The organism is Arenimonas soli (assembly GCF_014643775.1).
Lineage (GTDB): Bacteria > Pseudomonadota > Gammaproteobacteria > Xanthomonadales > Xanthomonadaceae > Arenimonas > Arenimonas soli.
Genome location: NZ_BMKC01000002.1, coordinates 446,697 through 466,839 on the forward strand (window position 1 = coordinate 446,697; position 20,143 = coordinate 466,839).

Here is a 20,143-nt window from a genome sequence, read left to right on the forward strand (position 1 = left end):
CCTGATTCCCGGCCCCGCCCCCATCCAACCAACTGAGCGACCCGCATGAGCCACGGTCTGTACCTCGCCCTCGCCGGCGTATTCGTCTTGATGTTCGTCCTCGAGCGCCTGTTCCCGGCGCGACGGGTGTCGTTCGATCGCCCCTGGTTCCTGCGAGCGATCGTCGTCAACCTGGTCCAACTGGGCATCATGGTGGCGATCGCCCTTGCAGCCAGTCGTCTTCTGGCTGGCCGTTCGTGGTTCGAAGTGGGTGGGCACTGGCCGGCGCCACTGGCCGGCCTTGCCGCGGCAATGCTCGGCAGCCTGGTGCAGTACGGCTGGCATCGTGCCGTCCACGCAAGCGACCTGCTTTGGCGGATCTTCCATCAGATGCACCATAGCCCGACGCACATCGATGTGTTGGCGACGAACTACTCGCACCCCCTCGATTATGTGGTCAATACGACGATTCACACTGTCGCGGCAGTGGCGGTGCTTGGTCTGGACCCGGACGGCATCGCCTGGTCCGTATTCATCTATGGCGTCAACAACTACTACGCACACTGCAACCTGCGGTCGCCCTACTGGCTGGGCTATCTGCTCCAACGGCCGGAAATGCATCGCATTCACCACAAGCGCGGCCATCATGCGCAGAACTACGGCTTCCCCGTTTGGGACATGCTGTTCGGGACCTGGGTCAATCCGGTCGACGCCGATGACTACGACTGCGGCTTCGGTGAGGGGCGCGAAGCACGGGTCTGGGCAATGCTCGCCGGCCGCGACGTCAATGCCGATGAGCCCGCGTCCGGGAAAGACGAAGAAGGCAGGCAGGACCTTGCGAGCGACGGCGCGGAGAACCACGCATGAGTACCGAACGCATGCTGAGGCTGGCGTTGGCTGCAGCCGGCGTCTTCACGCTCATCGGCGCAGTGATGTTTGGGATGCCATCGTCCTGGCCGGCAAGCCTTGCCGGGTTACCGGCCGAGGTCCCGCCAATCTACAGACTGCTTGCCGCGCTGATGATGGTCCTCTTCGGCACGCTTTCGCTGTGGCTCTCGGTACAGCCACGACTTCCGCTGCAGATGGTCACCTTCGCGGCGTTGGCAAAGTTGCTGGCATTCGCAGCGATCCTTGTGCTCTGGCTGGCCGGCGGGGTCGCCGGACGGACGCTTGGCGCCGTCAGTGGAGATCTCCTGTTTGCCCTGCTGTTCCTGTACGGCGCCGCGCGGATGGGAGCGCAGTCGGATGTGTCCAATAAAAGGGGTGTCGTTCGATGAGTCGCCTTGTCGGCAAGACCGCCCTCGTGACGGGTGCAAGTAGTGGAATAGGAAGGGCAATCGCCGAAGAGTTCGCGCGTGAAGGCGCCGACCTGGTCATCGCTGCTCGGGAAGCCGCTCCGCTGGCGCAGTTGGCGGCCGAATGGTCGGTGTGCCACGGCGTGCAGGTCACTGCGCTGGCGTGTGACCTCGCCGAGCGTGGCGCTGCGCAGGCCCTTTTCGACAGCGTGAAGGAGGCTGGGCTGGAGGTCGACTACCTCGTCAACAATGCTGGCGTTGGCGTGTATGGCAGGTTCAGCGAGGTTCTCCTGGAACGCGAGCTGGCGATGATGGAACTCAACATCGTCACGCCAACGGTGCTGTGCAAGCGATTCCTGCCCGGATTGATGCGCCGGCGAGGTCGCATCATGAACGTTGCTTCGGTCGCTGCATTCCAACCCGGGCCCTATATGGCCACCTACTACGCGACGAAGGCCTACCTGCTTTCGCTATCGGAGGCCCTGGCTGAGGAACTGAGCGGGAGCGGGGTGAGTGTGACCACGTTCTGTCCCGGTCCGACCCAGTCGCCGTTCCTGGAGCGAGCGGGAATGGGAGGGTCGGGCCTGGTGCAAGGCAAGTCCCTTGCCAACGCAGATGAGGTCGGCATCGCCGGCTACAAGGCGATGCACGAGGGGAAGCGGCTCTACGTACCGGGGTTCTGCAACCGGCTGCTGGTCAATGCCATCCGGCTGTTGCCACGGCGCGCGGTGACGCGGGCGGTGCTGAAGATGTCGGCTCCCGCCTGAGGCGACACCTATGAACAACCAGCTTCTTACCATCCTCCTGCGTTGTGGTGGCCGCGTCCGCCGGCGTGGAGCATTTCGATTGGTTCGCCTGCACCAGCCTGGCCAAAAGCTCGATGCGGAAGCCCAACGAAACGTATTGCTTGGCTTCGCGCGCGAGACCGACCAGATCTACCAAGCGGACACCTCATTCCACTGGTTGTCCCGCAAGGACTACTTCAAGGGCCTCAACGACCTGTGGGTAGTGTTCCTGGACGACGCCATCGTTGGATTCACCGGCATCCGTCTGATCGATGGAGCCGGCGAACGAATTGTCTACATCGACAACATGAACATTCGCTCGGTGCCGCTGCGGGTATTCGGACACCACACGATCGGCTCGATGCTTGTCCACGAGATCCTGCGCACAACCTACCCGCTGTCGCGCCGACCGATGTCCGTCGTGTTCCGTACGCAGAACCCCAGCGTCTATCGCCTTGCCAATGCGATCCATCCCACCGGCGTCTATCCCCGCACCCAGCGGCGATCCGCACGGGACCCGGAGCGTTGCAAACGAGTGCTCGCGTTCATGGCCGAAAGGCTTTCGCCTGGAAAGGCCTGGGATCCCGAGGTGTCGGTGATCCGCGGCGCCTACGCCGGACATCTATACGGCAGGCCCGTAAGCGCGCCCGCCAGCATCAAGCCACCCTTGGCGCGCTTCTGGCAGGAAAACGTCGACCTAGACGCGGGAGACGCGGTTCTGATCGCAGTTTGCCCGACGAATGCCGAGGTGCGCGCCATCGTGCACGCCTACATCAAGGGGCTGACCCGCGACGCCCTGGCCACGCGCTGGCGATCTGTGTCGCGCACCACACCCGCAGAACGCAGCGCGGCAGCCGAAGACTAAACCTGGAGAACGCATGGACATCGTCGCTGGATCCGCCTATCTGCCTGAACGGGTGGCGGACAACAACTACTTCTCCCAGCTAACCGGTCGTGCACCGGAATGGTTCGAGCGCGCGACAGGAATAGCACGGCGCCGACGCGCCGGCCCGGAGGAGAACACCAACACCATGGCGATCGCCGCCGTGGCCCTGCTGCAGGAAAGCAGCGGATTGGATCTCTCCGACATCGATCTTGTGGTGGGGGCCTCCTATACCCCGTGGGACACGGTCGGCACCATGGCCCATGCTGTGCAGCGTCACTTCGGCCTGGCCGGCGCCAAGGCAATCTATTTGTCCACAGCGTGCTCTTCGTTCATCAACGCGATGGAACTCGCCGCCGCCTACATCGAGACCGGCCGCTGCCGACGCGCACTGATCGTTGCCGCCGAACACAACAGCCTCTACGCCGATGATCGTGATGAACAGGCGGGCCACCTCTGGGGGGACGCCGCGACCGCAATGGTGGTGGAGGCCCATGTGCCCGGCGGTGCAGCCGCGCTGCGGGTTCTGGACATCACGAGCCGTGGCCTTGCCGACATCGGCATGGGCCCGGGGGGTGTCTACCTTCAGCCGCGAAGCGCCGGCCTCGTGATGCCATACGGCAAGGACGTGTTCCAGCATGCTTGCCGCGAAATGGAGACTACGGCGCGCACGATGCTCGGCAGGCACGGCCTGTCGATCGCGGACATCCGCTTGCTGGTGCCACACCAGGCAAACGACAGGATCATCACCCAGATAGCTGGCCGCCTCGGCGTGGACGATGCCCAGGTGGCCCGGACCATTCATGAGCTCGGGAACACAGGGTGTGCCAGTACCGCGATCACGCTGCTGCGACACCAGCACCTCCTGACGCCTGGCGACGTCGTCATGCTTGTCACGTTCGGAGGGGGCTACTCGACGGGTTGCGCCCTGTTGCGCTGCGAACGATGAACGAACGGCAAGCCGATTCCAGTCAGCGCCGCTCCTTCGGGGACCTGGTCTGCTGCGTGCTGTTCGCGCTGGCGGTGATTGCGGGCACCGCGTGGTTCTTCGCCTCGCTGCCGACGTTCTCGCACTGAGCAGTAGCCACGGCGTCATCCCCAAGCACGCCAAGTCGATCAATGGCGTGCCGCAGTTCGCGACTCAGTACCGTGCCGGCATCCCGCGACCATTCGGCGATTCGGTCGTCAAAGGCCAGGTTGCCATCGGGGTCGGTCCATAGAACGCCGAGCCCCCTGAGCTTCTGGATGAAGCTGCGAAAGAGGCTGCGGTCGAAGAACTCGGGCGCCGCCGGCGTGTAAAGCAGCGACAGACGCTGCGCGGTGAGGTGGCAGAGGTGCTCAAGGCGGGCTGCGCTGATCCTGCCGGTGCCATTCGCAGAAAGAACCGAAATGGCAATGTAGTAACGTTCGAACGCCTGTTGCAGCGGATGGCCGATCGTGCGAAGTCGAAAGACCTCGTCGGACTGGGCTGCGTTTCGGACGTACATTCCACCATCCGCATCGCCGGTTCTTTGTAGCAGCCCCTCGGCCGCGAAGGCCTCGACGGTTCGGATCAAGCGCTGTCCAAACTCGGCGTCGTCCCACGGCAGGAACAGCTCCGCACGCAAGAAGGGGTAGACGCGGCGGCCAAGGTCGCAGATCCGGTCAAGCGACATAATGTGGTTGTACTGGAAGCAGCAGGCGACCCAGGCCTGCGCCGTGAACAGATGCAATACGTTGTTTCGGTAGTAGCTAAGCTCGACGGCATTGCCGGCGCCGACACGCAGCACGTCCCCAAGGGGGTGTGCAACGCGTTCAAGTACGCCGATCTGTTCGCCATGCGCGACGATCTGCCCCGGAGTCAGACGGGTCCACGTCACGTCGTCCGAATAGGGCAATGCCGCCAGCAGGCGCACGCTGAGACCAAGCTGTTCCAACAAGTCGATTTCGCCCATGGCATGTTTCGGGGTCGAAAGCAGCGCTATTGCCAGCAGGTTCACGGGGTTGAGGTCGGCCGCCGCGTTGATTCCAAGGGTGATCTTTTCTGCCAGCGCATCGACGGTAACAGGCAGCCAGCGCGGCTTGGCAGAATCCGGCAATGGCGAACCGTCCCATGCGGGCGCGTTCTCGGCCAGCACCTCGTCAAGCCGGATCGGCTTGCCGAAGTTCAGCACTACCTGACCATGACCTCCGGAGAGCAGTCGCGGAATGCTTCGAAGGAAGTGCCAGATAGACTCCTTCTGCTTCGGTCGGCCCGACAGTTCATCGCGGTAACTGCCGCTCTCGAGGATTTTTTCATAACCGATATAGATTGGCTGGAAGAGCACCGGTCGACGCGGCTGACGCAGATAACCGCGCACGGTCATGGCGATCATCCCTGTCTTTGGAGCCAGTGTTCGGCCAGTACGCGAGCGACCTCCTTCAATGAAATAGGCCAAAGGAAAGCCGCCAGACACCAGCTGCGACATGTATTCGGAAAGAACGGCGGAATACAGGGCGTTGCCCCGGATGCTCCGTCGGATGAAGAACGCACCTCCCTTGCGCATGATCGTTCCGATCAGCGGCAGATTCAGATTGATTCCGGCGACGATATGCGGCGCTGCGATGCCGTTTGCATACAGCAAATAGGGCACCAGCACGTCGTCCATCGTGCTGCGGTGGCAAGGCACGTAGACGATTTCGCTGCCCGGCGAAACGCTCTTGAGCCGGTCCAGGTGGTTGACGCGGATGCCGCGGTATATGCGCGAGAGCACGGGCGCCAGGAGCAGGCTGGCGGATCGGACCACTGCGTGCGAGTAATCGGCGGCGATCTCGTGTGCATAGGCCCGCGCTTTGGCGTGCGCTGCCTCTGCCGTGCCCCGGTTCCGTGCGGTTTGATCGGCGATGGCCGCCTTGACCGCGCTGGATGCCAGCACGCTGTCGATCAGTAGTCGGCGGGTCGACAGGTCCGGACCGATGGTCGCGGCGCGAACACGCCGGAAATGGGTGCGGAGGATCCGCCCCAGCTTTCGCGTCGCACGCTCCGGGCCGACGTCGGCTACGGTCTGCGAGAACTCGCGAAGAGGAAGCGCTGCAGAAAAGTGCACGTGCGTGTCGCGTCCGTTCAGCGCGATCGCCAGCAAACGACGGAACCTGCCGACCAAAGCCCAGTCCTCGGCAAACAGGGTGGAGAACCAGCCATGGCGGCGCATCGGCGTTCTGCCGACGAAAATCGAAACGGGAACCAACGCCACGTCGATGGAAAGGGCCTTCGCGCCAATCCGGCGGAGGTCGGACAATGCCAGCCATGACGGCAGTCCGGCCGGTTCGGCTGACGCCAGGTTCCTGCGTGGAGAGGGGAGGCCGGACTCGCGGCAGGCGCGTTCGAGGATTGCCAGGTTGCCCAGGCTGCAGTCCTCTATCACGTAGCAGACCGGCGCCGTAAGCGAATCCGCGGCCAGGTTCGCACGGCCTTCGATCGTCAGTTCTAGCCAAGGGCCGAGCAGGCGGCCAACGACATCGATGCCGCGCCTCAGGGTAACGGATGTATTCAATGGAAAGGGGCTGGTTGGTGGCGTGTGACCGGTGAATCGGTCCGTTCAGGTCGACTCTTGCAAGGCCGGCGCAGCGGCCGCCTGTTGCGGCAGGAACTCGCGCCAGCGATAGGTGCCGTGGTCGGCAAGGCCAAGCAGGGCAAAGTCGTCCGGGGTGTCGCCATAAACGTGCACGGCGCCGTACGAGGCCAGTTCGTAACGCTGGCACACTCGCCGCACCTTCTCCTCGCGCAGGCATTGGGCGCCAGCATAGCGGCCCGTAAAGTACCCATCGATTTCGGCCAGTACCGAGCCGATAACATGCAAACCGTGGGCGCGACCCCACGGACCTACGGCGAGCTCCAGCGCGCCGGTTACGACGGCAACTTCGTCGCCTCGCTCCTGATGCCAGCGAATGCGTTCAAGTGCGACAGGCCGGATGACGCCGGGCAGCACGTCCGAGGCAAAGGACTCCCCGGCTTCCTGCACGTGTCCGACTGCAACGCCAGTTAGTCCGACGCGGACGGCTGCAGCCCGGATAGTGTCGCCGGAGACGAATCCCGCCTTGTAGCCGAGGGCCAAAGGGCCCAGAACCAGCTTTCCCAATGCGAATCTGCGGCGTTCAACCGCGTGTGCCAGGAAGGGCACGAACATTTCGCGGTCGGTGATGGTTCCATCAAAATCGAACAGCGCAAGATCCAAGGCGAAGTGCCCTCCCGGTCGCGACGGGCCAGGGGGCGGCGTCGGCTAATGCTTCGCGCGGGATTCTAACAATTGCGATGTGCGCTTCGCCACGATTCCAGCATGGACGATCCGGCAGGCCCAACCAAGCGAACGGCGGTGCACGCAGGTGCGTGGAGATGGCCTGCACCGGGGCGCTGGCACGAACGCGTGCCAGGTCCTCTTCAGGGGTGTCCTAGGGGTTTTGGCGCGCCTGGAGGGATTCGAACCCCCGACCAATGGCTTCGGAAGCCACTACTCTATCCGGCTGAGCTACAGGCGCCCGGGGGCGGATTATGCCACGCGGGGTCGGTCAACCGCAGCCCTGGTCGCGGGACCGGACGGGGGGGTCAGAAGATCGACCAGCCCGTGAGCTCGGTGAAGCGGGCCAGTGCCGCCGTGCCGGCCAGGGAGTTGCCGCGTTCGTCCAGGCCCGGCGACCAGACGGCCAGCGCCAGCGCGCCCGGCACCACCGCGGCGATGCCGCCGCCGACGCCACTTTTTGCCGGCAGGCCGACATGGAAGGCGAAGTCGCCGGCGGCGTCATAGGTGCCGCAGGTGAGCATCAGGGAGTTGATGCGCCGGGCCCGCACCGGGCTGATGACCTGCACGCCCGTGCGCCGGCAGCGGCCGCCGTCGGCCTGGTGCAGGAAGGCCAGGGCCAGGTCTTCGCAGCTCATGGCGATCGCGCATTGCCGGAAGTAGAAGTCCAGCACCGCTTCCACGGGCTGCTCGATGTTGCCGAAGCTGCGGATGAAATTGGTCAGCGCCGCATTGCGGAACCCGGCCAGGGCTTCGGACTCGGCCACGTCGGTGTCCACCTGGATGTCCGCGTTGCCGGCCCGTTCCCGGATGAATGCCAGAAGGGCGTCCAGGCCGTCGCGGCGTTTGGACAGCACCACGTCGGCCACCACCAGGGCGCCGGCGTTGATGAAGGGATTGCGCGGAATGCCGCGTTCGTCCTCAAGCTGGACCAGCGAGTTGTAGGGGCTGCCCGAGGGCTCGCGGCCCACCCGCTGCCACAGGTCGCCGCCCAGGGCGTCGAGCGCCATGGAGAGCGAAAAAACCTTGGAGATGCTCTGGATCGAAAAGGCTGTGCCGGCGTCGCCGATCGAGAAGCGGCGGCCGTCCAGGGTCGCCACCGCCATGCCGAACCGGTCGGCCGGAACCTGCGCCAGGCGCGGGATGTAGGACGCCACCTTGCCTTGCGACACCAGCGGCTGCACATCGTCGGCGATGCGCGCCAGCAGCGCGTCGAAATCCGTTCCGGCGATGGTCTCGGAAACCTCTGCTCTCACGGGCCAGGCCACATTGGAGGGGGTTGGCGATTATGACACGCGGGCCCGTTCACCCTGCCGGGTCGGAGCCTGCGCATGGAACCGTGCAAGCGGCCACGGTTCCGGGGCTGCACTTGTGTGACGCTGGCGGTAACGTATGCCTGATGCCACCTCGCCCCGCGCAGAACACGATGGCCCGGACGTGAACGCCGACCACGCGTTCCTGGCCAGCCTGCTGCAGCACCCCTCGCGACGCGCCCTGCTGGCGCTGGACGCCCAGGGGCGGCTGATCGTGGGCAACGACCGGGCCCGCAGCCTGGTCGGCGGCCAGCTCGAGGCCGACCTGCGCGAGGCCCTGGCCGACGGGATGCGCCAGCTGGCCGAACACCCGGACCGGGAAATCCAGCATCGCCACGTCACCCCCCAGTACACGCTCGACTGCCTGCTGCGCGCGGTCACCGGCGCCGACGGCAAGGTCCTGGGCTACACCATCAGCGTGTTCAGCCAGGACGAAGCGCCGGACCTGGCCGAGTCGCCCGACCGCGCCCGCTGGCGTTTCGCGCTGGAAAACGCCCAGGACGGCCTCTGGGACTGGGACGCCCAGCGTGACCAGGTTTACCGTTCGGGCCGCTGCTTCACGATGCTCGGTTACGCCCGCGACGCCTTCGCCGGCAGCTTCGACGCCTGGCAATCGCTGATCCACCCCGACGACCGCCCGCGCATGAAGGTGGCGCTGCACGCCCATCTCACCGGCGAGCGCGAGAACTACATCGTTGACTACCGGGTGCGCGACGCCAACGGCCGCTGGCGCTGGGTGCTCGACCGCGGCCGCGCCATCACCTGGGACAGCGCCGGCCGCCCGCAGCGCGTGGTCGGCACCCACACCGACATCCACGACTACAAGCAGATCGAGGCCCAGCTGCGCGAGCGGGAACTGATCCTCAACCAGGCCCAGCACGTGGCCCACCTGGGCAACTGGAGCTGGGACCCGGAAAACGACAAGCTGTGGTGGTCGGACGAGCTGTACTGGATCGTCGGGCTGCCCAATACCCAGGCACCGCCGAAGTTCCGCAACCAGCGGCACCTGTTCACCCCGGAATCCTACGAACGCCTGCATGCCGCGTCGGTGGCCCTGCTCAAGCAGGCCAAACCCTACGCGCTGGAAGTGGTGATGCTGCGCCCCAACGGCGAGCGCCGCATCGTGCAGGCCCGCGCCGAAGCCATCCTCAGCGACGACGGACGCGTGCAGAGCCTGGTGGGCGTGCTGCACGACATCACCGAACAGCGCCAGGCCGAGGAAAACTCGCGCTGGCGCAACGACCTGCTCGACCGCATCGCCGCCATGGGCCGCATCGGCGGCTTCGAACTGCTGGTCGAAACCGGCGAACTGCACTGGACCGATGAAAACTACCGCATCCACGGCATCGAGCCCGGCAAGCCGCTGCGCTTCGAGGACACGCTGCCCAGCTACACCCCCGAATCGGCGCAGAAGCTGCAGGTCGCCTTCCAGCGCATGCTCAGGGAACACATTCCCGAGCAGTCCGCCGACCTGTGTTACATCACCCAGGACGAGCGCCGCATCTGGCTGCGCGTCACCGGCAGCCTGGAACTGCGCGAAGGCAAGCCCTACCGCATCACCGGCCTGACCCAGGACATCACCGAAGAACACGAGGCCGGCGAGCGCATCGAACAGCTGGCGCACTACGACACGCTGACCGGGCTGCCCAACCGCTTCCTGTTCCGCCAGCGCGCCGAGGAATCGATCGAGATCGCACGCCGCAACAACCAGCCGCTGGCGCTGCTGTTCCTGGACCTTGACCGCTTCAAGTACGTCAACGACACCCAGGGCCACGAAGCCGGTGACCTGCTGCTGCAGGAAATCGCCGGGCGCCTGCGCCAGTGCGTGCGCGCCTCGGACCTGGTCGGCCGCCTGGGCGGCGACGAATTCCTGGTGCTGCTGCGCGAGATCGCCCGTCCCGAGGACGCCGCGGTGGTGGCGCGCAAGATAATCGAAGCGGTGGGCCGGCCGATCAACCTCGCCCACGGCGAGTCGCAGGTGGGCTGCAGCATCGGCATCGCCTTGCTGGGCGAGAACAATCCCGACCTCGAATCCATGTTGCGCGCCGCCGACACCGCGATGTACGCGGCCAAGGACGCCGGCCGCAACACCTTCCAGTTCTACAACGCCAGCTTTTACGAGCGGGTGCAGCGTCGCGTGACGCTGGAACAGGAACTGCGACAGGCGCTGGCGCGCAACGAACTGCACCTGGCCTTCCAGCCCACCGTGTCGATGGAAGACAACGGCGTCGCCTGCATCGAAGCCCTGCTGCGCTGGACCAGCTCGTCGGGCGAGTCGCGATTCCCCAGCGAATTCATCCCCGTTGCCGAAGACTGCGGCGAAATCCTGCCGATCGGTCGCTGGGTGCTGGGCGAGGCCTGCCGCCAGGCGCGGCGCTGGCACGAGGCCGGGCTGCAGTTCGGGCGCATCGCGGTGAACGTGTCGCCGCTGCAGCTGCGCGACCCCGAGTTCGGAAGCCAGGTGCTGGAAGCCTGCGCGCGCGAGCAGTGGCCCACCGACCGGCTGGTGCTGGAAATCACCGAATCGGCGCTGATGCGCGACAGCGACGTGCTGCGCAACACCTTCGCGCTGTTCAAGACCAATGGCATCACGCTGTCGATCGACGATTTCGGCACCGGGTTTTCAAACCTGGGCTACCTGCACCGCTTCCCGCTGCGCAACCTGAAGATTGACCGCAGCTTCGTCAGCCGCATGGACACCACGCCGAACATGCTCGAACTCACCCACGCGGTGGTCAGCCTGGGCCACGCCCTGGGCCTGAGCGTGGTGGCCGAAGGCGTGGAAACCGAGAACGTGCTGCAGCTGCTTCGCCAGCAGGGCTGCGACGAAGCCCAGGGTTACCTGTTCACCCGCCCCCTGGCCGCCGATGAAATGGCGACCTGGCTGGCGGCGCAGGCCTGAGCCCGCGCCGCCGCGCCCGTCAGCGGCTTGCCGGCGAATAGACCGCGGCGTGGATGCAGGAAAGCACGCTGATCACGAACCAGCCAAAAGGCAGCAGCGACAGCGTCACCAGCCAGGTGATGGCGAACGCCACGCAGGCCAGCACGAACCAGATGATGGCCCACAGGATGCGGCCCTGGACCAACTGGCCCAGGCCCGGCACGAAGAAGCTGCAGATGGCGGCGATGACGTTGCCGGTGGAACCCTGACCTGCGCTCATGCTTGCAACCTCGTTTTGGGGGAGTCAGCAAGCACAATGGGGACACCGCGCGGCGGCTTCAAGTGCGCTGCCCGGCGGCGGGGCGCTCTGCTAGGCTTCGCGGCATGTCCCGACCCCCCGAACCGACGCCCGCCGGGGCGCCGACGCCGGCCTGGCGATCGCGCCTGCAGCTTTACTGGCTGCTGATCCGCGGCGACCGCCCGGTGGGCATCCTGCTGCTGCTGTGGCCGACCTGGTGGGCGCTTTGGCTGGCCGCCGAAGGCCTGCCGCCCTGGCACCTGCTGCTGATCTTCAGCGCGGGCGTCTGGCTGACGCGATCGGCCGGCTGCGTCATCAACGACTACGCCGACCGCTGGCTGGACCCGCAGGTCGAACGCACCCGCCAGCGGCCGCTGGCCACCGGCGCGGTGAGTCCGCGCGAGGCGCTGGCGGTGTTCGTGGTGATGATGCTGGTGGCCTTCGGCCTGGTGCTGCTGACCAACCGGTTGACGATCCTGCTGAGCATCGCCGGCGCCTTCCTGGCCGCGACCTATCCCTTCCTCAAGCGCCACACCTACCTGCCGCAGGTCTACCTGGGCGTCGCCTTTGGCTGGGGCATCCCGATGGCCTTCGCGGCCGTGCAGGGCACGGTGCCGCCGCTGGCCTGGCTGCTGTTCCTGGGCAACCTGCTGTGGACCACCGGCTACGACACCTGGTACGCCATGGTGGACCGCGAAGACGACCTGAAGGCGGGGTCCAGGTCCACCGCCATCCTGTTCGGCGACGCCGACCTGGTGGCCCAGGGCCTGCTGTACGCGGGGTTTGCCTGGGCGATGTGGCTGGTCGGCGGCCGGGCCGGGCTGGGCATCTTCTATTACGTCGCGCTGGCGGTGGCCATCGTGCTGGTGCTGCGCCAGTTCTGGATCGCGCGCGACCGCGCCCGCGAGCACTGTTTCGAAGCCTTCATCTCGAACCAGTGGGTGGGCCTGGCGATCTTCGCCGGCATTGCCGGCCACTACGCGCTGGGCTGACCGGCGCCCTTCAGGCCCGCGCGGCCACCCACAGGTCCACCCGCGCCACGCCGGCGCGGCGCAGCAGGCGCGCGGCTTCGGCCAGGGTGGCGCCGGTGGTCATGACGTCGTCGAACAGCGCCACGTGGGCGGGCAGGGCGATGCCCGGCGCCAGGCGAAAGGCGCCGCGCACGTTGCCGCGCCGCGCCCGCGCGTCGAGTTCGGACTGCGGCGCGGTGGCGCGGCCGCGCTGCAGCGCATTGGCCAGCAGGGGCAGCGCCAGGGCCCGGGCCAGCGGCCGGGCGAGTTCCAGCGCCTGGTCGTAGCCGCGTTGGCGCAGGCGACTGCGGTGCAGGGGGATGGGAACCAGGGCCGCCGGCCGCGGCGCCCCGGCCAGGCCTTCGGCCAGCAGCCCGGCCAGCAGGCGGCCCGCCGCGAGGTCGCCGTGGAACTTCAGCCGCGGCAGCAGCCGGTCCAGCGGCGGGGCATACCGGAAAACGGCCTGCGTGCTGGCCTGGACAGGCGGGTGGCCCAGGCAGCGGCCGCAGCGCGGCGCCGGCCGGGGCAGGGGCAGACCGCAGCGGGCGCAGGCGCAGTGGTTCCAGGGCAGGTCCCGCCGGCAGGCCGCGCACAGGTCGAGTGCGCCCTCGCCGGGGTCGGTGCAGACCAGGCAGCGCCACGGCAGCAAGGCCGGACCCAGCCCGGCGAAAAAATCGGCTAGGACCCGGCGCACGGAGCGTGATCGCGGTCACGGAAGCGAGGCCCGGGTCCGGCGTAGCCTCGGCCTCCCGGCATCCCCCCGACCGGGGCCGGGCCGTCAACTTCCGGGGGTTGGATTTGGTTGACAGGGTGGGGCATGGCCAACAGACTGCCGCTCTTGTTTTTCCCGCACCATCAGGGAACGCCCATGCCTGCCGTCATCCGTAACGATTGGTCGCGCGAGGAAGTCCTCGCCCTGTTCGACCTGCCCTTCCCTGAACTGCTCTTCCGCGCCGCCACGGTGCATCGCGAGCGTTTCGACCCGGCCGAAGTCCAAGTCTCGACGCTGCTGTCGGTGAAGACCGGCGGCTGCCCCGAAGACTGCGCCTACTGCCCGCAGGCCGCGCGCTACCACACCGGCGTCGAGGCCACGAAGCTGATGGACACCGGCTCGGTGCTCGAACGCGCCCGCGCCGCCAAGGCCGCCGGTGCCTCGCGCTTCTGCATGGGCGCCGCCTGGCGCAGCCCCAAGGACCGCGACATCCCGAAGGTCGCCGAGATGATCCGCGAGGTGAAGGCCCTGGGCCTGGAAACCTGCGCCACCCTGGGCATGCTCAAGGGTGACCAGGCCAAGGCCCTGCGCGACGCCGGCCTGGACTACTACAACCACAACCTCGACACCGCGCCCGAGTTCTACGGCGACATCATCAAGACCCGCGAGTACCAGGACCGCCTGGACACCCTGGAACACGTTCGCGACGCCGGCATGAAGACCTGCTGCGGCGGCATCGTCGGCATGGGCGAGTCGCGCGACCAGCGCGCCGGCCTGCTGCAGGCCCTGGCCAACCTGCCGGCGCACCCGGACTCGGTGCCGATCAACCGCCTGGTGCAGGTCGAAGGCACGCCGCTGGCCGGTACCGCCCTGCTTGATCCGTTCGAGTTCGTACGCACCATCGCCGTCGCCCGCCTCATGATGCCGGCCTCGATGGTGCGGCTGTCGGCGGGCCGCGCCGAAATGAGCGAGGAACTGCAGGCGATGTGTTTCCTGGCGGGCGCGAACTCCATCTTCTACGGCGAAAAACTGCTGACCACCGGCAACCCCGACGTGGCCGCCGACCAGGCCCTGTTCGAACGCCTGGGCCTGCGGCCGATGCCGGTGGCGCACGAATCGAAAACCGTGCACGCCGACATCGTCGAACCCGCCGCCGGCTGCGCCGCCTGAGATGCCGCGCATCCGCTTCGCCGACCGCCTTGCCCTGGCCCGGGCCGACCGGGCGGCCCGCGACGCGCTGCGGCCCCGGCGCGAGATCGAAGGCCGCGAAGGCGCGCGCGTGCTGGTCGATGGCCGCCAGCTGACCAGCTTCTGCGGCAACGACTACCTGGGCCTGGGCCAGCACCTGGACGTGGTGTCGGCCATGCAGGAAGCCGCGGCCTGGCACGGCGTCGGCAGCACCGGGTCGCCGCTGGTCACCGGCCACCACGCCGAACACGCCCGCTTCGAACGCGAAATGGCCAGCTGGCTCGGCTACGAACGCGCCCTGTACTTCGGCAGCGGCTACCAGGCCAACCTGGCGGTGATGCAGTCGCTGCTCGAAGCCGGCGACAGCTGCGTGCAGGACAAGTTGAACCACGCCTGCCTGATTGACGGCGCCCGCCTGGCTGGCTGCGAACTCAAGCGCTACCCGCACGCCGACGTCGAAGCGGCCATGCGCCAGCTGATGTCGCGCCGCGATGGCGCGGCGATGCTGGCCACCGACGGTGTCTTCAGCATGGACGGCGACGCCGCGCCGCTGGCCGACCTGGCCCTGGTGGCGCGCGCGCAGGACGCCCTGCTTTACGTGGACGACGCGCACGGCATCGGCGTGCTGGGGCCGGAAGGCCGCGGCAGCCTGGCGGTTGCCGGCCTGGGCGCGCGCGAAGTGCCGCTGCTGATGGTGCCGCTGGGCAAGGCCTTCGGCGGCCAGGGCGCGGTGCTGCTGGGCAGCGAAGCGCTGATCGGCCATGTCGCCGAAACCGCGCGTCCCTACCTGTTCTCCACCGCGCCGGCCCCGGCCATGGCCGCAGCGATGCGCGCCAGCCTGCGCCTTGTCCGCAAGGAATCCTGGCGGCGCGCGAAGCTCGCTTCGTTGGTGATGCGTTTCCGCCGCGGCGCCTCCGCACGCGGCCTGCCGCTGCAGGAATCGTTCACCGCGATCCAGCCGATCGTGCTGGGCGAAAACGCCCGGGCGCTCCAGGCCGCGCGGGCGCTGGAAGAGCGTGGCTACCTGGTCACTGCGATCCGGCCGCCCACCGTGCCCGAAGGCCAGGCACGCCTGCGAGTCACCTTGTCGGTGGACCACGGCGAAGCCGACGTGGACGGCCTGCTAGCCGCCTTGTCCGAAGCGGTGAACCCGGCACCCGACCCGATTCCGGCATGAGCCTGTTCCACGCCGTCCGAGGCCAGGGCCAGCCCCTGGTGCTGCTGCATGGCTGGGCCATGCACGCCGGCATCTTCGCGCCGCTGCTGGATGCCCTGGCGGCCGATTTCGAACTGCACCTGGTCGACCTGCCCGGCCATGGCCGCAGCGCCGATGCCGGGGTTGCCCTGACGCTCGAAGACGCCGCCGATGCCGTCGCCGCGCGGGTGCCGGCCCGGGCGCTGTGGCTGGGCTGGTCGCTCGGCGGCCTGGTGGCCTTGCAGGCCGCCGCGACGCAACCCGAACGCGTGCGCGGCCTGGTGATGCTGGCCGCCAGCCCGCGCTTCGTGCACGGCGACGACTGGCCGGCCGGCATGGACCCATCGGTGTTCCGGGGCTTCGGCAGCGAACTGGGCCGCGACTACCGCGGCACGCTCGACCGCTTCCTGATGCTCGAAGCCCAGGGTTCGGACCACGTGCGCGACGAGCTGCGCCTGCTGCGCGCGGAAGTCTTCGCCCACGGCGAACCCGGCGCCGGGGTGCTGTGCGAAGGCCTGCGCCTGCTGGAAGAAAGCGACCTGCGCGCGGCCTTGCCCGGCCTGGCCATGCCCAGCCTGTGGCTGGCCGGCCGGCGCGACCGGCTGGTGTCGCCGGCCGCGATGCAGGCCGCGGCGGCGCTGGCGCCCGGGGCCCGCTTCCATCAGGTGCCGCACGGCGGCCACGCTCCCTTCCTGACCCATGCCGATGAAGTGGCGGGCGCCTTGCGCGACTTCGCCAGGGATTGCCCGCCATGAGCTCCGTGTTCGACCGTCGCCAGCTGCGCCGCGCCTTCGGCCGGGCCGCGCCGAACTACGCCGCCGTCGCCGCGCTGCAGCGCGAAGTCGAAGCGCGCCTGCTCGAACAGCTCGACTACCTCGACGACCGCCAGCCCGCCCGTATCCTGGACCTGGGCAGTGGCCCCGGCCGCGCCGCCGGCGCGATGAAGAAGCGCTGGCCCAAGGCCGAGGTGCTGGCCCTGGACGCCGCGTTGCCGATGCTGCGCGAAGTGCCGCGGCACACGCGCTTCTGGCGCCCCGTGAAGCGCATCTGCGCCGACGTCACCGCGCTGCCGCTGGCCGACCAGTGCGCCGACGTGCTGTTCTCCAGCCTGTGCCTGCAGTGGGTGGAAGACCTGCCGACGGTGCTGGCCGAATTCCGGCGCGTGCTGCGGCCCGACGGCCTGCTGCTGTTTTCGACCTTCGGCCCGGGCACCCTGGCCGAACTTCGCGAAGCCTACGAAGCCGTGGGCGAAGTGCCGCCGCTGTCGCCGTTCGCGGCGATCCAGCAGGTTGGCGACGCGCTGCTGGCGGCGGGCTTCAAGGACCCGGTGATCGACCGCGACACCTACACGCTGACCTACCCCGACCTGCGTTCGCTGATGCACGAGCTTCGCGCCATCGGTGCCAGCGACGCCCGCCACGACCGCCCGCGTGGCCTGGGCGGACGCCGTCGCCTGCAGCAGGTCACCGCGGCCTACGAAAACCGGCGCCGCGACGACGTGCTGCCCAGCAGCTGGGAAGTGATCACGGCCCAGGCCTGGGGTCCCGCGCCCGGTGCGCCGCGCCGTTCGGGCGGCGCCGACCTGGCCAGTTTCCCGGCCGACCGCATCCCGCTGCGTCGCCGCTGAACCGGCGACGGCGCTAGACTGCGTCGGACTTTTCGAGCTGGAGATTCGACATGCGCCCTTTCCGCCTGCCTGCGCTCGCCGTGGCGATCTGCCTCACGCTCACCGCCTGCATGGCACCCACCAGCCGGGAGGTCCGCCCCGTGGACGACGAACCGCTGCTCGACAAGGACTGGCGCCTGCTCAGCGCGCCCGACGGTCGCAACCTGCCGACCCAGGGCGCCGGTTCGGCGGTGCTGCGTTTTTCCGGGGCTCGTTTTTCGATGACCGGCCCCTGCAACAACCACGGCGGCAGCTGGTCGCGCAACGGCGACCAGGTGACGCTGGGCGGCGAAGGCGGCATCGCCAGCACCAAGCGCGGCTGCCCGGGCGAACTGATGAAGCGCGAATCGGAGCTGCTGGCCGCGTTCGCCCAGCCGCTGCGCGCCCAGTTCACCGGCACCCAGCTGCACCTGGTGTCCGCCGACGGCACCCGCTGGACCTTCGACAGCCAGGACGCGCCCACCGGCGCCGGCCGCGAGCGCATCGTGCTGGTGTCGGGCGAGCGCAAGCCCTGCAGCGGCGCCGGCGCGATGCAGTGCCTGCAGGTGCGCACCGAACCCGGCGCGCCCTGGCAGCACTACTACGGCGACATCGAGGGCTTCAGCTGGCAGGAAGGCGTTGACTACGTGCTGCGCATCCGCGAACACACCGTCGCCAACCCGCCCGCCGACGGCAGTTCGCGCCGCTGGGTGCTCGAGGAAGTGCTGGACCGCAGCCGGTGACGCGCGCCCTTTCCGTCGCCAGGAAATGGCTTTCGCTCAAGGGCGAGATCCACTTCACCGACGACGGGGGCCAACCCGCTTACCAGGCCACCGGCGAATTCCCGGACCTGGTGCCCACCTGGACGCTCACCCGTGGCGACGAAGTCGCCGCGCGCGTGCGCAGGAAGCCCTGGGCCTGGTCGCCCACCTGGGACGTCGAGGGTGAGCTGGGTGGTTTCCGGATCCAGCGCAGGGCGCTTTCGTGGACCCGGCAGTACTGCGCCGTGGGCGGCGTCCTCGATGGCGCGCTGATCACGGGGAGTTTCTCCGACCTGCGGTTCGAAGTACGCCACGGAACGCAGATGCTGGCCAGGGCGAACGGGGAGCCGCTTTCCCTGCGGGACCGGCATCACGTGGAAGTCCTGGGCGAGCACGAGCTGTTCGTCGTCATCGCGATGCTGGTGATCTTGCTCGACCAGTCCCACGGGACGGCGGCGGCAGCCAGCTGACGGCGCCTCAGCCCGGCGTCGAAACCTGCGCCAGCCAGTCTTCGAGGTTGTAGTAGTTGCTGACGCGGGCGATCAGGCCGTCGCGCACGTCGAAGAAGGCGCCACCGGGCAGCGTGTACTTCTGGCCGCTGGCGGCGGGCAGGCCGACATCGGTGGCGAGGTATTCACCGTGCACGGTGTATTCGGCGGCGGCGCGGTCACCGGCCTGGTTGGCCATCACCACGATGTCGCGCAGTTGTTCGCGGTAGCAGCGCTCCATGCGCCCCAGGAATTCGGTGAATGCGGCCTTGCCGGTTTCGCGCGGGCCCTGGTTGACGTCGTGGACGACGTCGTCGGCGAGCAGGTCGAGCATGGCCGCCGTATCGCCGCGGTTGAAGGCGGCGTAGTAGGCCAGCACCAGTTCGATGGCGCGGTCGGAGAGGCGGGTGCCGTCGACGATCATGGTTGCAGTCCTCGATTTACCAGGGCAGGGCGTCGAGATCGACGTTGCCTCCGGACAGGATAAGCCCCACGCGCTTGCCGGCGAAGTGGCCCGGGTAGCGGCGCACGGCGGCCAGCACGGTGGCCGAGGATGGTTCGATGACCTGCCTGAGCCGCGCCCAGGCCTCGCGCATGGCTGCCAGCACTTCCGCATCGGACACCAGCAGCACGGTGACGGCGTGTTGGCGCAGCAGCGCCAGGTTCGGCGCCCCCAGGGTGGCGCGCAATCCGTCGCAGAGCGTGTCGGGCACCAGGTCGGTGACATGCCGGCCCTGGCGCAGTGATTCGAAGGCGTCTGCCGCGCCTTCGGGTTCGGCGGCGAACACGGCCAGGCCGGGCTGGCAGGCCGCGGCGGCGATCGCGGTGCCGCCGGCCAGGCCGCCGCCACCCAGCGGCACGACCAGGGCATCAAGCGGCCCGGCTTCCGACAGCAGCTCCAGCGCGGCCGTTCCCTGGCCGGCGATCACGTGCGCATTGGTATAGGGATGGACGAGCGTGGCGCCGGTTTCCGACTGCAGCCGCGTCGTGGCGGCTTCACGCGCGGCCAGCGTCGGCGCGCAGCGGTGGATGGTGGCGCCTTGCGCCTGGATGTTCACCAGCTTCGACGCCACCGCGCCTTCGGGCACCATCACGTGGGCGGGAATGCCGCGCACGCGCGCGGCCATCGCCAGCGCGGCGCCGTGGTTGCCGGACGAATGGGTCAGCACCCCACGCGCGGCCACGTCGTCGGGCAGGGCCATCACCGCGTTGCAAGCGCCGCGGAACTTGAAGGCGCCGACGTGCTGCAGGTGTTCGGCCTTGAACGCCAGGGTGGCCCCGGCCCAGCGGTCGAGGTCGGCCGAATGCAGCACCGGCGTGCGCACGGCGTGCGGGGCAATGCGCGCGGCCGCGGCCAGCACGTCGTCGAAAACAGGGGTCGGGGTAGGCATTGGCAGGGCTTCAGGGAGCGCGTGCTAGCCTAGCAAAAGTCTGCAGTTTCCCCGGATAGTCCGCTT

At 68.1% G+C, this 20,143-nt stretch carries 19 protein-coding genes, 1 tRNA gene and 1 pseudogene; 13 read left to right on the top strand and 8 right to left on the bottom strand.

Features of this window, described 5'->3' with window-relative positions; translation table 11 throughout:
• Positions 1-45 precede the first annotated feature (45 nt).
• From IEX13_RS10145 to IEX13_RS10165, 5 genes are read left to right on the top strand one after another with little or no spacing between them, the layout of a single operon-like run.
• Positions 46-846, top strand: a complete 801-nt coding sequence (locus IEX13_RS10145; protein WP_188663770.1) for a sterol desaturase family protein — start codon at positions 46-48, stop codon at positions 844-846.
• Positions 843-1,256, top strand: coding sequence for a hypothetical protein (locus tag IEX13_RS10150; protein WP_188663771.1), 414 nt, complete (start codon positions 843-845; stop codon positions 1,254-1,256). Before IEX13_RS10145 ends, IEX13_RS10150 begins: the two co-directional genes overlap by 4 nt.
• On the top strand, positions 1,253-2,041 hold the full coding sequence (locus IEX13_RS10155) for an SDR family NAD(P)-dependent oxidoreductase (RefSeq protein WP_188663773.1): 789 nt from the start codon (positions 1,253-1,255) through the stop codon (positions 2,039-2,041). The genes IEX13_RS10150 and IEX13_RS10155 overlap by 4 nt, the downstream gene beginning before the upstream one ends.
• 10 nt (positions 2,042-2,051) lie before the next feature.
• Positions 2,052-2,924, top strand: a complete 873-nt coding sequence (locus tag IEX13_RS10160; protein WP_188663775.1) for a hypothetical protein — start codon at positions 2,052-2,054, stop codon at positions 2,922-2,924.
• 13 nt (positions 2,925-2,937) lie between these two features.
• Entirely contained in the window at positions 2,938-3,891 is a 954-nt protein-coding gene (locus IEX13_RS10165) for a 3-oxoacyl-ACP synthase III family protein (RefSeq protein WP_188663777.1), read from the top strand.
• A 160-nt stretch (positions 3,892-4,051) separates the two neighbouring features.
• On the opposite strand, the pseudogene plsB reads toward IEX13_RS10165, so the two are convergent.
• From plsB to IEX13_RS10185, 4 genes and pseudogenes are all read right to left on the bottom strand, one after another.
• Positions 4,052-6,487: pseudogene (gene plsB, locus IEX13_RS10170) on the bottom strand (glycerol-3-phosphate 1-O-acyltransferase PlsB); the annotation flags it as partial.
• Positions 6,488-6,499: 12 nt separating this feature from the next.
• Positions 6,500-7,135 (bottom strand): HAD family hydrolase, encoded by a 636-nt coding sequence (locus tag IEX13_RS10175; RefSeq protein ID WP_188663781.1) that lies wholly within the window; start codon positions 7,133-7,135, stop codon positions 6,500-6,502.
• 224 nt (positions 7,136-7,359) lie between these two features.
• A tRNA-Arg gene (locus IEX13_RS10180) sits at positions 7,360-7,436 on the bottom strand.
• Between the two features lie 67 nt (positions 7,437-7,503).
• Positions 7,504-8,451, bottom strand: a complete 948-nt coding sequence (locus IEX13_RS10185; protein ID WP_229668515.1) for a glutaminase — start codon at positions 8,449-8,451, stop codon at positions 7,504-7,506.
• A gap of 181 nt (positions 8,452-8,632) precedes the next feature.
• Between IEX13_RS10185 and IEX13_RS10190 the strand changes: the two genes are divergently transcribed.
• Positions 8,633-11,410 carry a sensor domain-containing protein gene (locus IEX13_RS10190; RefSeq protein WP_188663783.1) on the top strand — a complete coding sequence of 926 codons (2,778 nt, stop codon included), beginning with the start codon at positions 8,633-8,635 and terminating at the stop codon, positions 11,408-11,410.
• A 19-nt stretch (positions 11,411-11,429) separates the two neighbouring features.
• Here IEX13_RS10190 and IEX13_RS10195 read toward each other — a convergent pair whose 3' ends face one another.
• Positions 11,430-11,669, bottom strand: coding sequence for a hypothetical protein (locus IEX13_RS10195; RefSeq protein ID WP_188663785.1), 240 nt, complete (start codon positions 11,667-11,669; stop codon positions 11,430-11,432).
• 104 nt (positions 11,670-11,773) lie between these two features.
• Between IEX13_RS10195 and ubiA the strand changes: the two genes are divergently transcribed.
• Positions 11,774-12,679, top strand: a complete 906-nt coding sequence (ubiA, locus tag IEX13_RS10200; protein WP_188663787.1) for a 4-hydroxybenzoate octaprenyltransferase — start codon at positions 11,774-11,776, stop codon at positions 12,677-12,679.
• A gap of 10 nt (positions 12,680-12,689) precedes the next feature.
• Here the strand turns inward: ubiA and IEX13_RS10205 are convergent, their stop codons facing one another.
• A complete protein-coding gene (locus tag IEX13_RS10205) occupies positions 12,690-13,391 on the bottom strand; it encodes a ComF family protein (RefSeq protein WP_188663789.1) in 702 nt (233 codons plus the stop codon).
• A gap of 174 nt (positions 13,392-13,565) precedes the next feature.
• On the opposite strand from IEX13_RS10205, the gene bioB reads away from it, so the two are divergent.
• From bioB to IEX13_RS10235, 6 genes are read left to right on the top strand one after another with little or no spacing between them, the layout of a single operon-like run.
• Positions 13,566-14,579, top strand: coding sequence for a biotin synthase BioB (gene bioB / locus IEX13_RS10210; protein WP_188663791.1), 1,014 nt, complete (start codon positions 13,566-13,568; stop codon positions 14,577-14,579).
• 1 nt (position 14,580) lies between these two features.
• A complete protein-coding gene (gene bioF / locus IEX13_RS10215) occupies positions 14,581-15,774 on the top strand; it encodes an 8-amino-7-oxononanoate synthase (protein WP_188663793.1) in 1,194 nt (397 codons plus the stop codon).
• Positions 15,771-16,547: a pimeloyl-ACP methyl ester esterase BioH gene (bioH, locus tag IEX13_RS10220; protein ID WP_188663795.1), complete on the top strand. Its 777-nt coding sequence runs from the start codon at positions 15,771-15,773 to the stop codon at positions 16,545-16,547. Before bioF ends, bioH begins: the two co-directional genes overlap by 4 nt.
• A complete protein-coding gene (gene bioC, locus IEX13_RS10225; protein WP_188663797.1) occupies positions 16,544-17,419 on the top strand; it encodes a malonyl-ACP O-methyltransferase BioC in 876 nt (291 codons plus the stop codon). Before bioH ends, bioC begins: the two co-directional genes overlap by 4 nt.
• 50 nt (positions 17,420-17,469) lie before the next feature.
• A complete protein-coding gene (locus tag IEX13_RS10230; RefSeq protein ID WP_188663799.1) occupies positions 17,470-18,180 on the top strand; it encodes an META and DUF4377 domain-containing protein in 711 nt (236 codons plus the stop codon).
• Positions 18,177-18,668: an LURP-one-related family protein gene (locus IEX13_RS10235; RefSeq protein ID WP_188663801.1), complete on the top strand. Its 492-nt coding sequence runs from the start codon at positions 18,177-18,179 to the stop codon at positions 18,666-18,668. Before IEX13_RS10230 ends, IEX13_RS10235 begins: the two co-directional genes overlap by 4 nt.
• Before the next feature lie 7 nt (positions 18,669-18,675).
• On the opposite strand, the gene IEX13_RS10240 is transcribed toward IEX13_RS10235, so the two are convergent.
• Together IEX13_RS10240 and IEX13_RS10245 are read right to left on the bottom strand one after the other, a co-directional pair.
• Positions 18,676-19,110, bottom strand: coding sequence for a ketosteroid isomerase-related protein (locus IEX13_RS10240; protein WP_188663803.1), 435 nt, complete (start codon positions 19,108-19,110; stop codon positions 18,676-18,678).
• Between the two features lie 16 nt (positions 19,111-19,126).
• On the bottom strand, positions 19,127-20,077 hold the full coding sequence (locus tag IEX13_RS10245; RefSeq protein ID WP_188663805.1) for a pyridoxal-phosphate dependent enzyme: 951 nt from the start codon (positions 20,075-20,077) through the stop codon (positions 19,127-19,129).
• Between the last annotated feature and the right edge of the window lie 66 nt (positions 20,078-20,143).

Excerpts from the sequence above, each read along its gene's own strand:
- IEX13_RS10240 (WP_188663803.1), bottom strand. The coding sequence starts at position 19,110 with ATGATCGTCGACGGCACCCGCCTCTCCGACCGCGCCATCGAACTGGTG.
- bioB (WP_188663791.1), top strand. The coding sequence starts at position 13,566 with ATGCCTGCCGTCATCCGTAACGATTGGTCGCGCGAGGAAGTCCTCGCC.
- ubiA (WP_188663787.1), top strand. The coding sequence starts at position 11,774 with ATGTCCCGACCCCCCGAACCGACGCCCGCCGGGGCGCCGACGCCGGCC.
- bioC (WP_188663797.1), top strand. The coding sequence starts at position 16,544 with ATGAGCTCCGTGTTCGACCGTCGCCAGCTGCGCCGCGCCTTCGGCCGG.
- IEX13_RS10155 (WP_188663773.1), top strand. The coding sequence starts at position 1,253 with ATGAGTCGCCTTGTCGGCAAGACCGCCCTCGTGACGGGTGCAAGTAGT.
- IEX13_RS10145 (WP_188663770.1), top strand. The coding sequence starts at position 46 with ATGAGCCACGGTCTGTACCTCGCCCTCGCCGGCGTATTCGTCTTGATG.
- IEX13_RS10195 (WP_188663785.1), bottom strand. The coding sequence starts at position 11,669 with ATGAGCGCAGGTCAGGGTTCCACCGGCAACGTCATCGCCGCCATCTGC.
- bioF (WP_188663793.1), top strand. The coding sequence starts at position 14,581 with ATGCCGCGCATCCGCTTCGCCGACCGCCTTGCCCTGGCCCGGGCCGAC.
- IEX13_RS10230 (WP_188663799.1), top strand. The coding sequence starts at position 17,470 with ATGCGCCCTTTCCGCCTGCCTGCGCTCGCCGTGGCGATCTGCCTCACG.
- IEX13_RS10150 (WP_188663771.1), top strand. The coding sequence starts at position 843 with ATGAGTACCGAACGCATGCTGAGGCTGGCGTTGGCTGCAGCCGGCGTC.
- bioH (WP_188663795.1), top strand. The coding sequence starts at position 15,771 with ATGAGCCTGTTCCACGCCGTCCGAGGCCAGGGCCAGCCCCTGGTGCTG.
- IEX13_RS10160 (WP_188663775.1), top strand. The coding sequence starts at position 2,052 with ATGAACAACCAGCTTCTTACCATCCTCCTGCGTTGTGGTGGCCGCGTC.
- IEX13_RS10245 (WP_188663805.1), bottom strand. The coding sequence starts at position 20,077 with ATGCCTACCCCGACCCCTGTTTTCGACGACGTGCTGGCCGCGGCCGCG.
- IEX13_RS10165 (WP_188663777.1), top strand. The coding sequence starts at position 2,938 with ATGGACATCGTCGCTGGATCCGCCTATCTGCCTGAACGGGTGGCGGAC.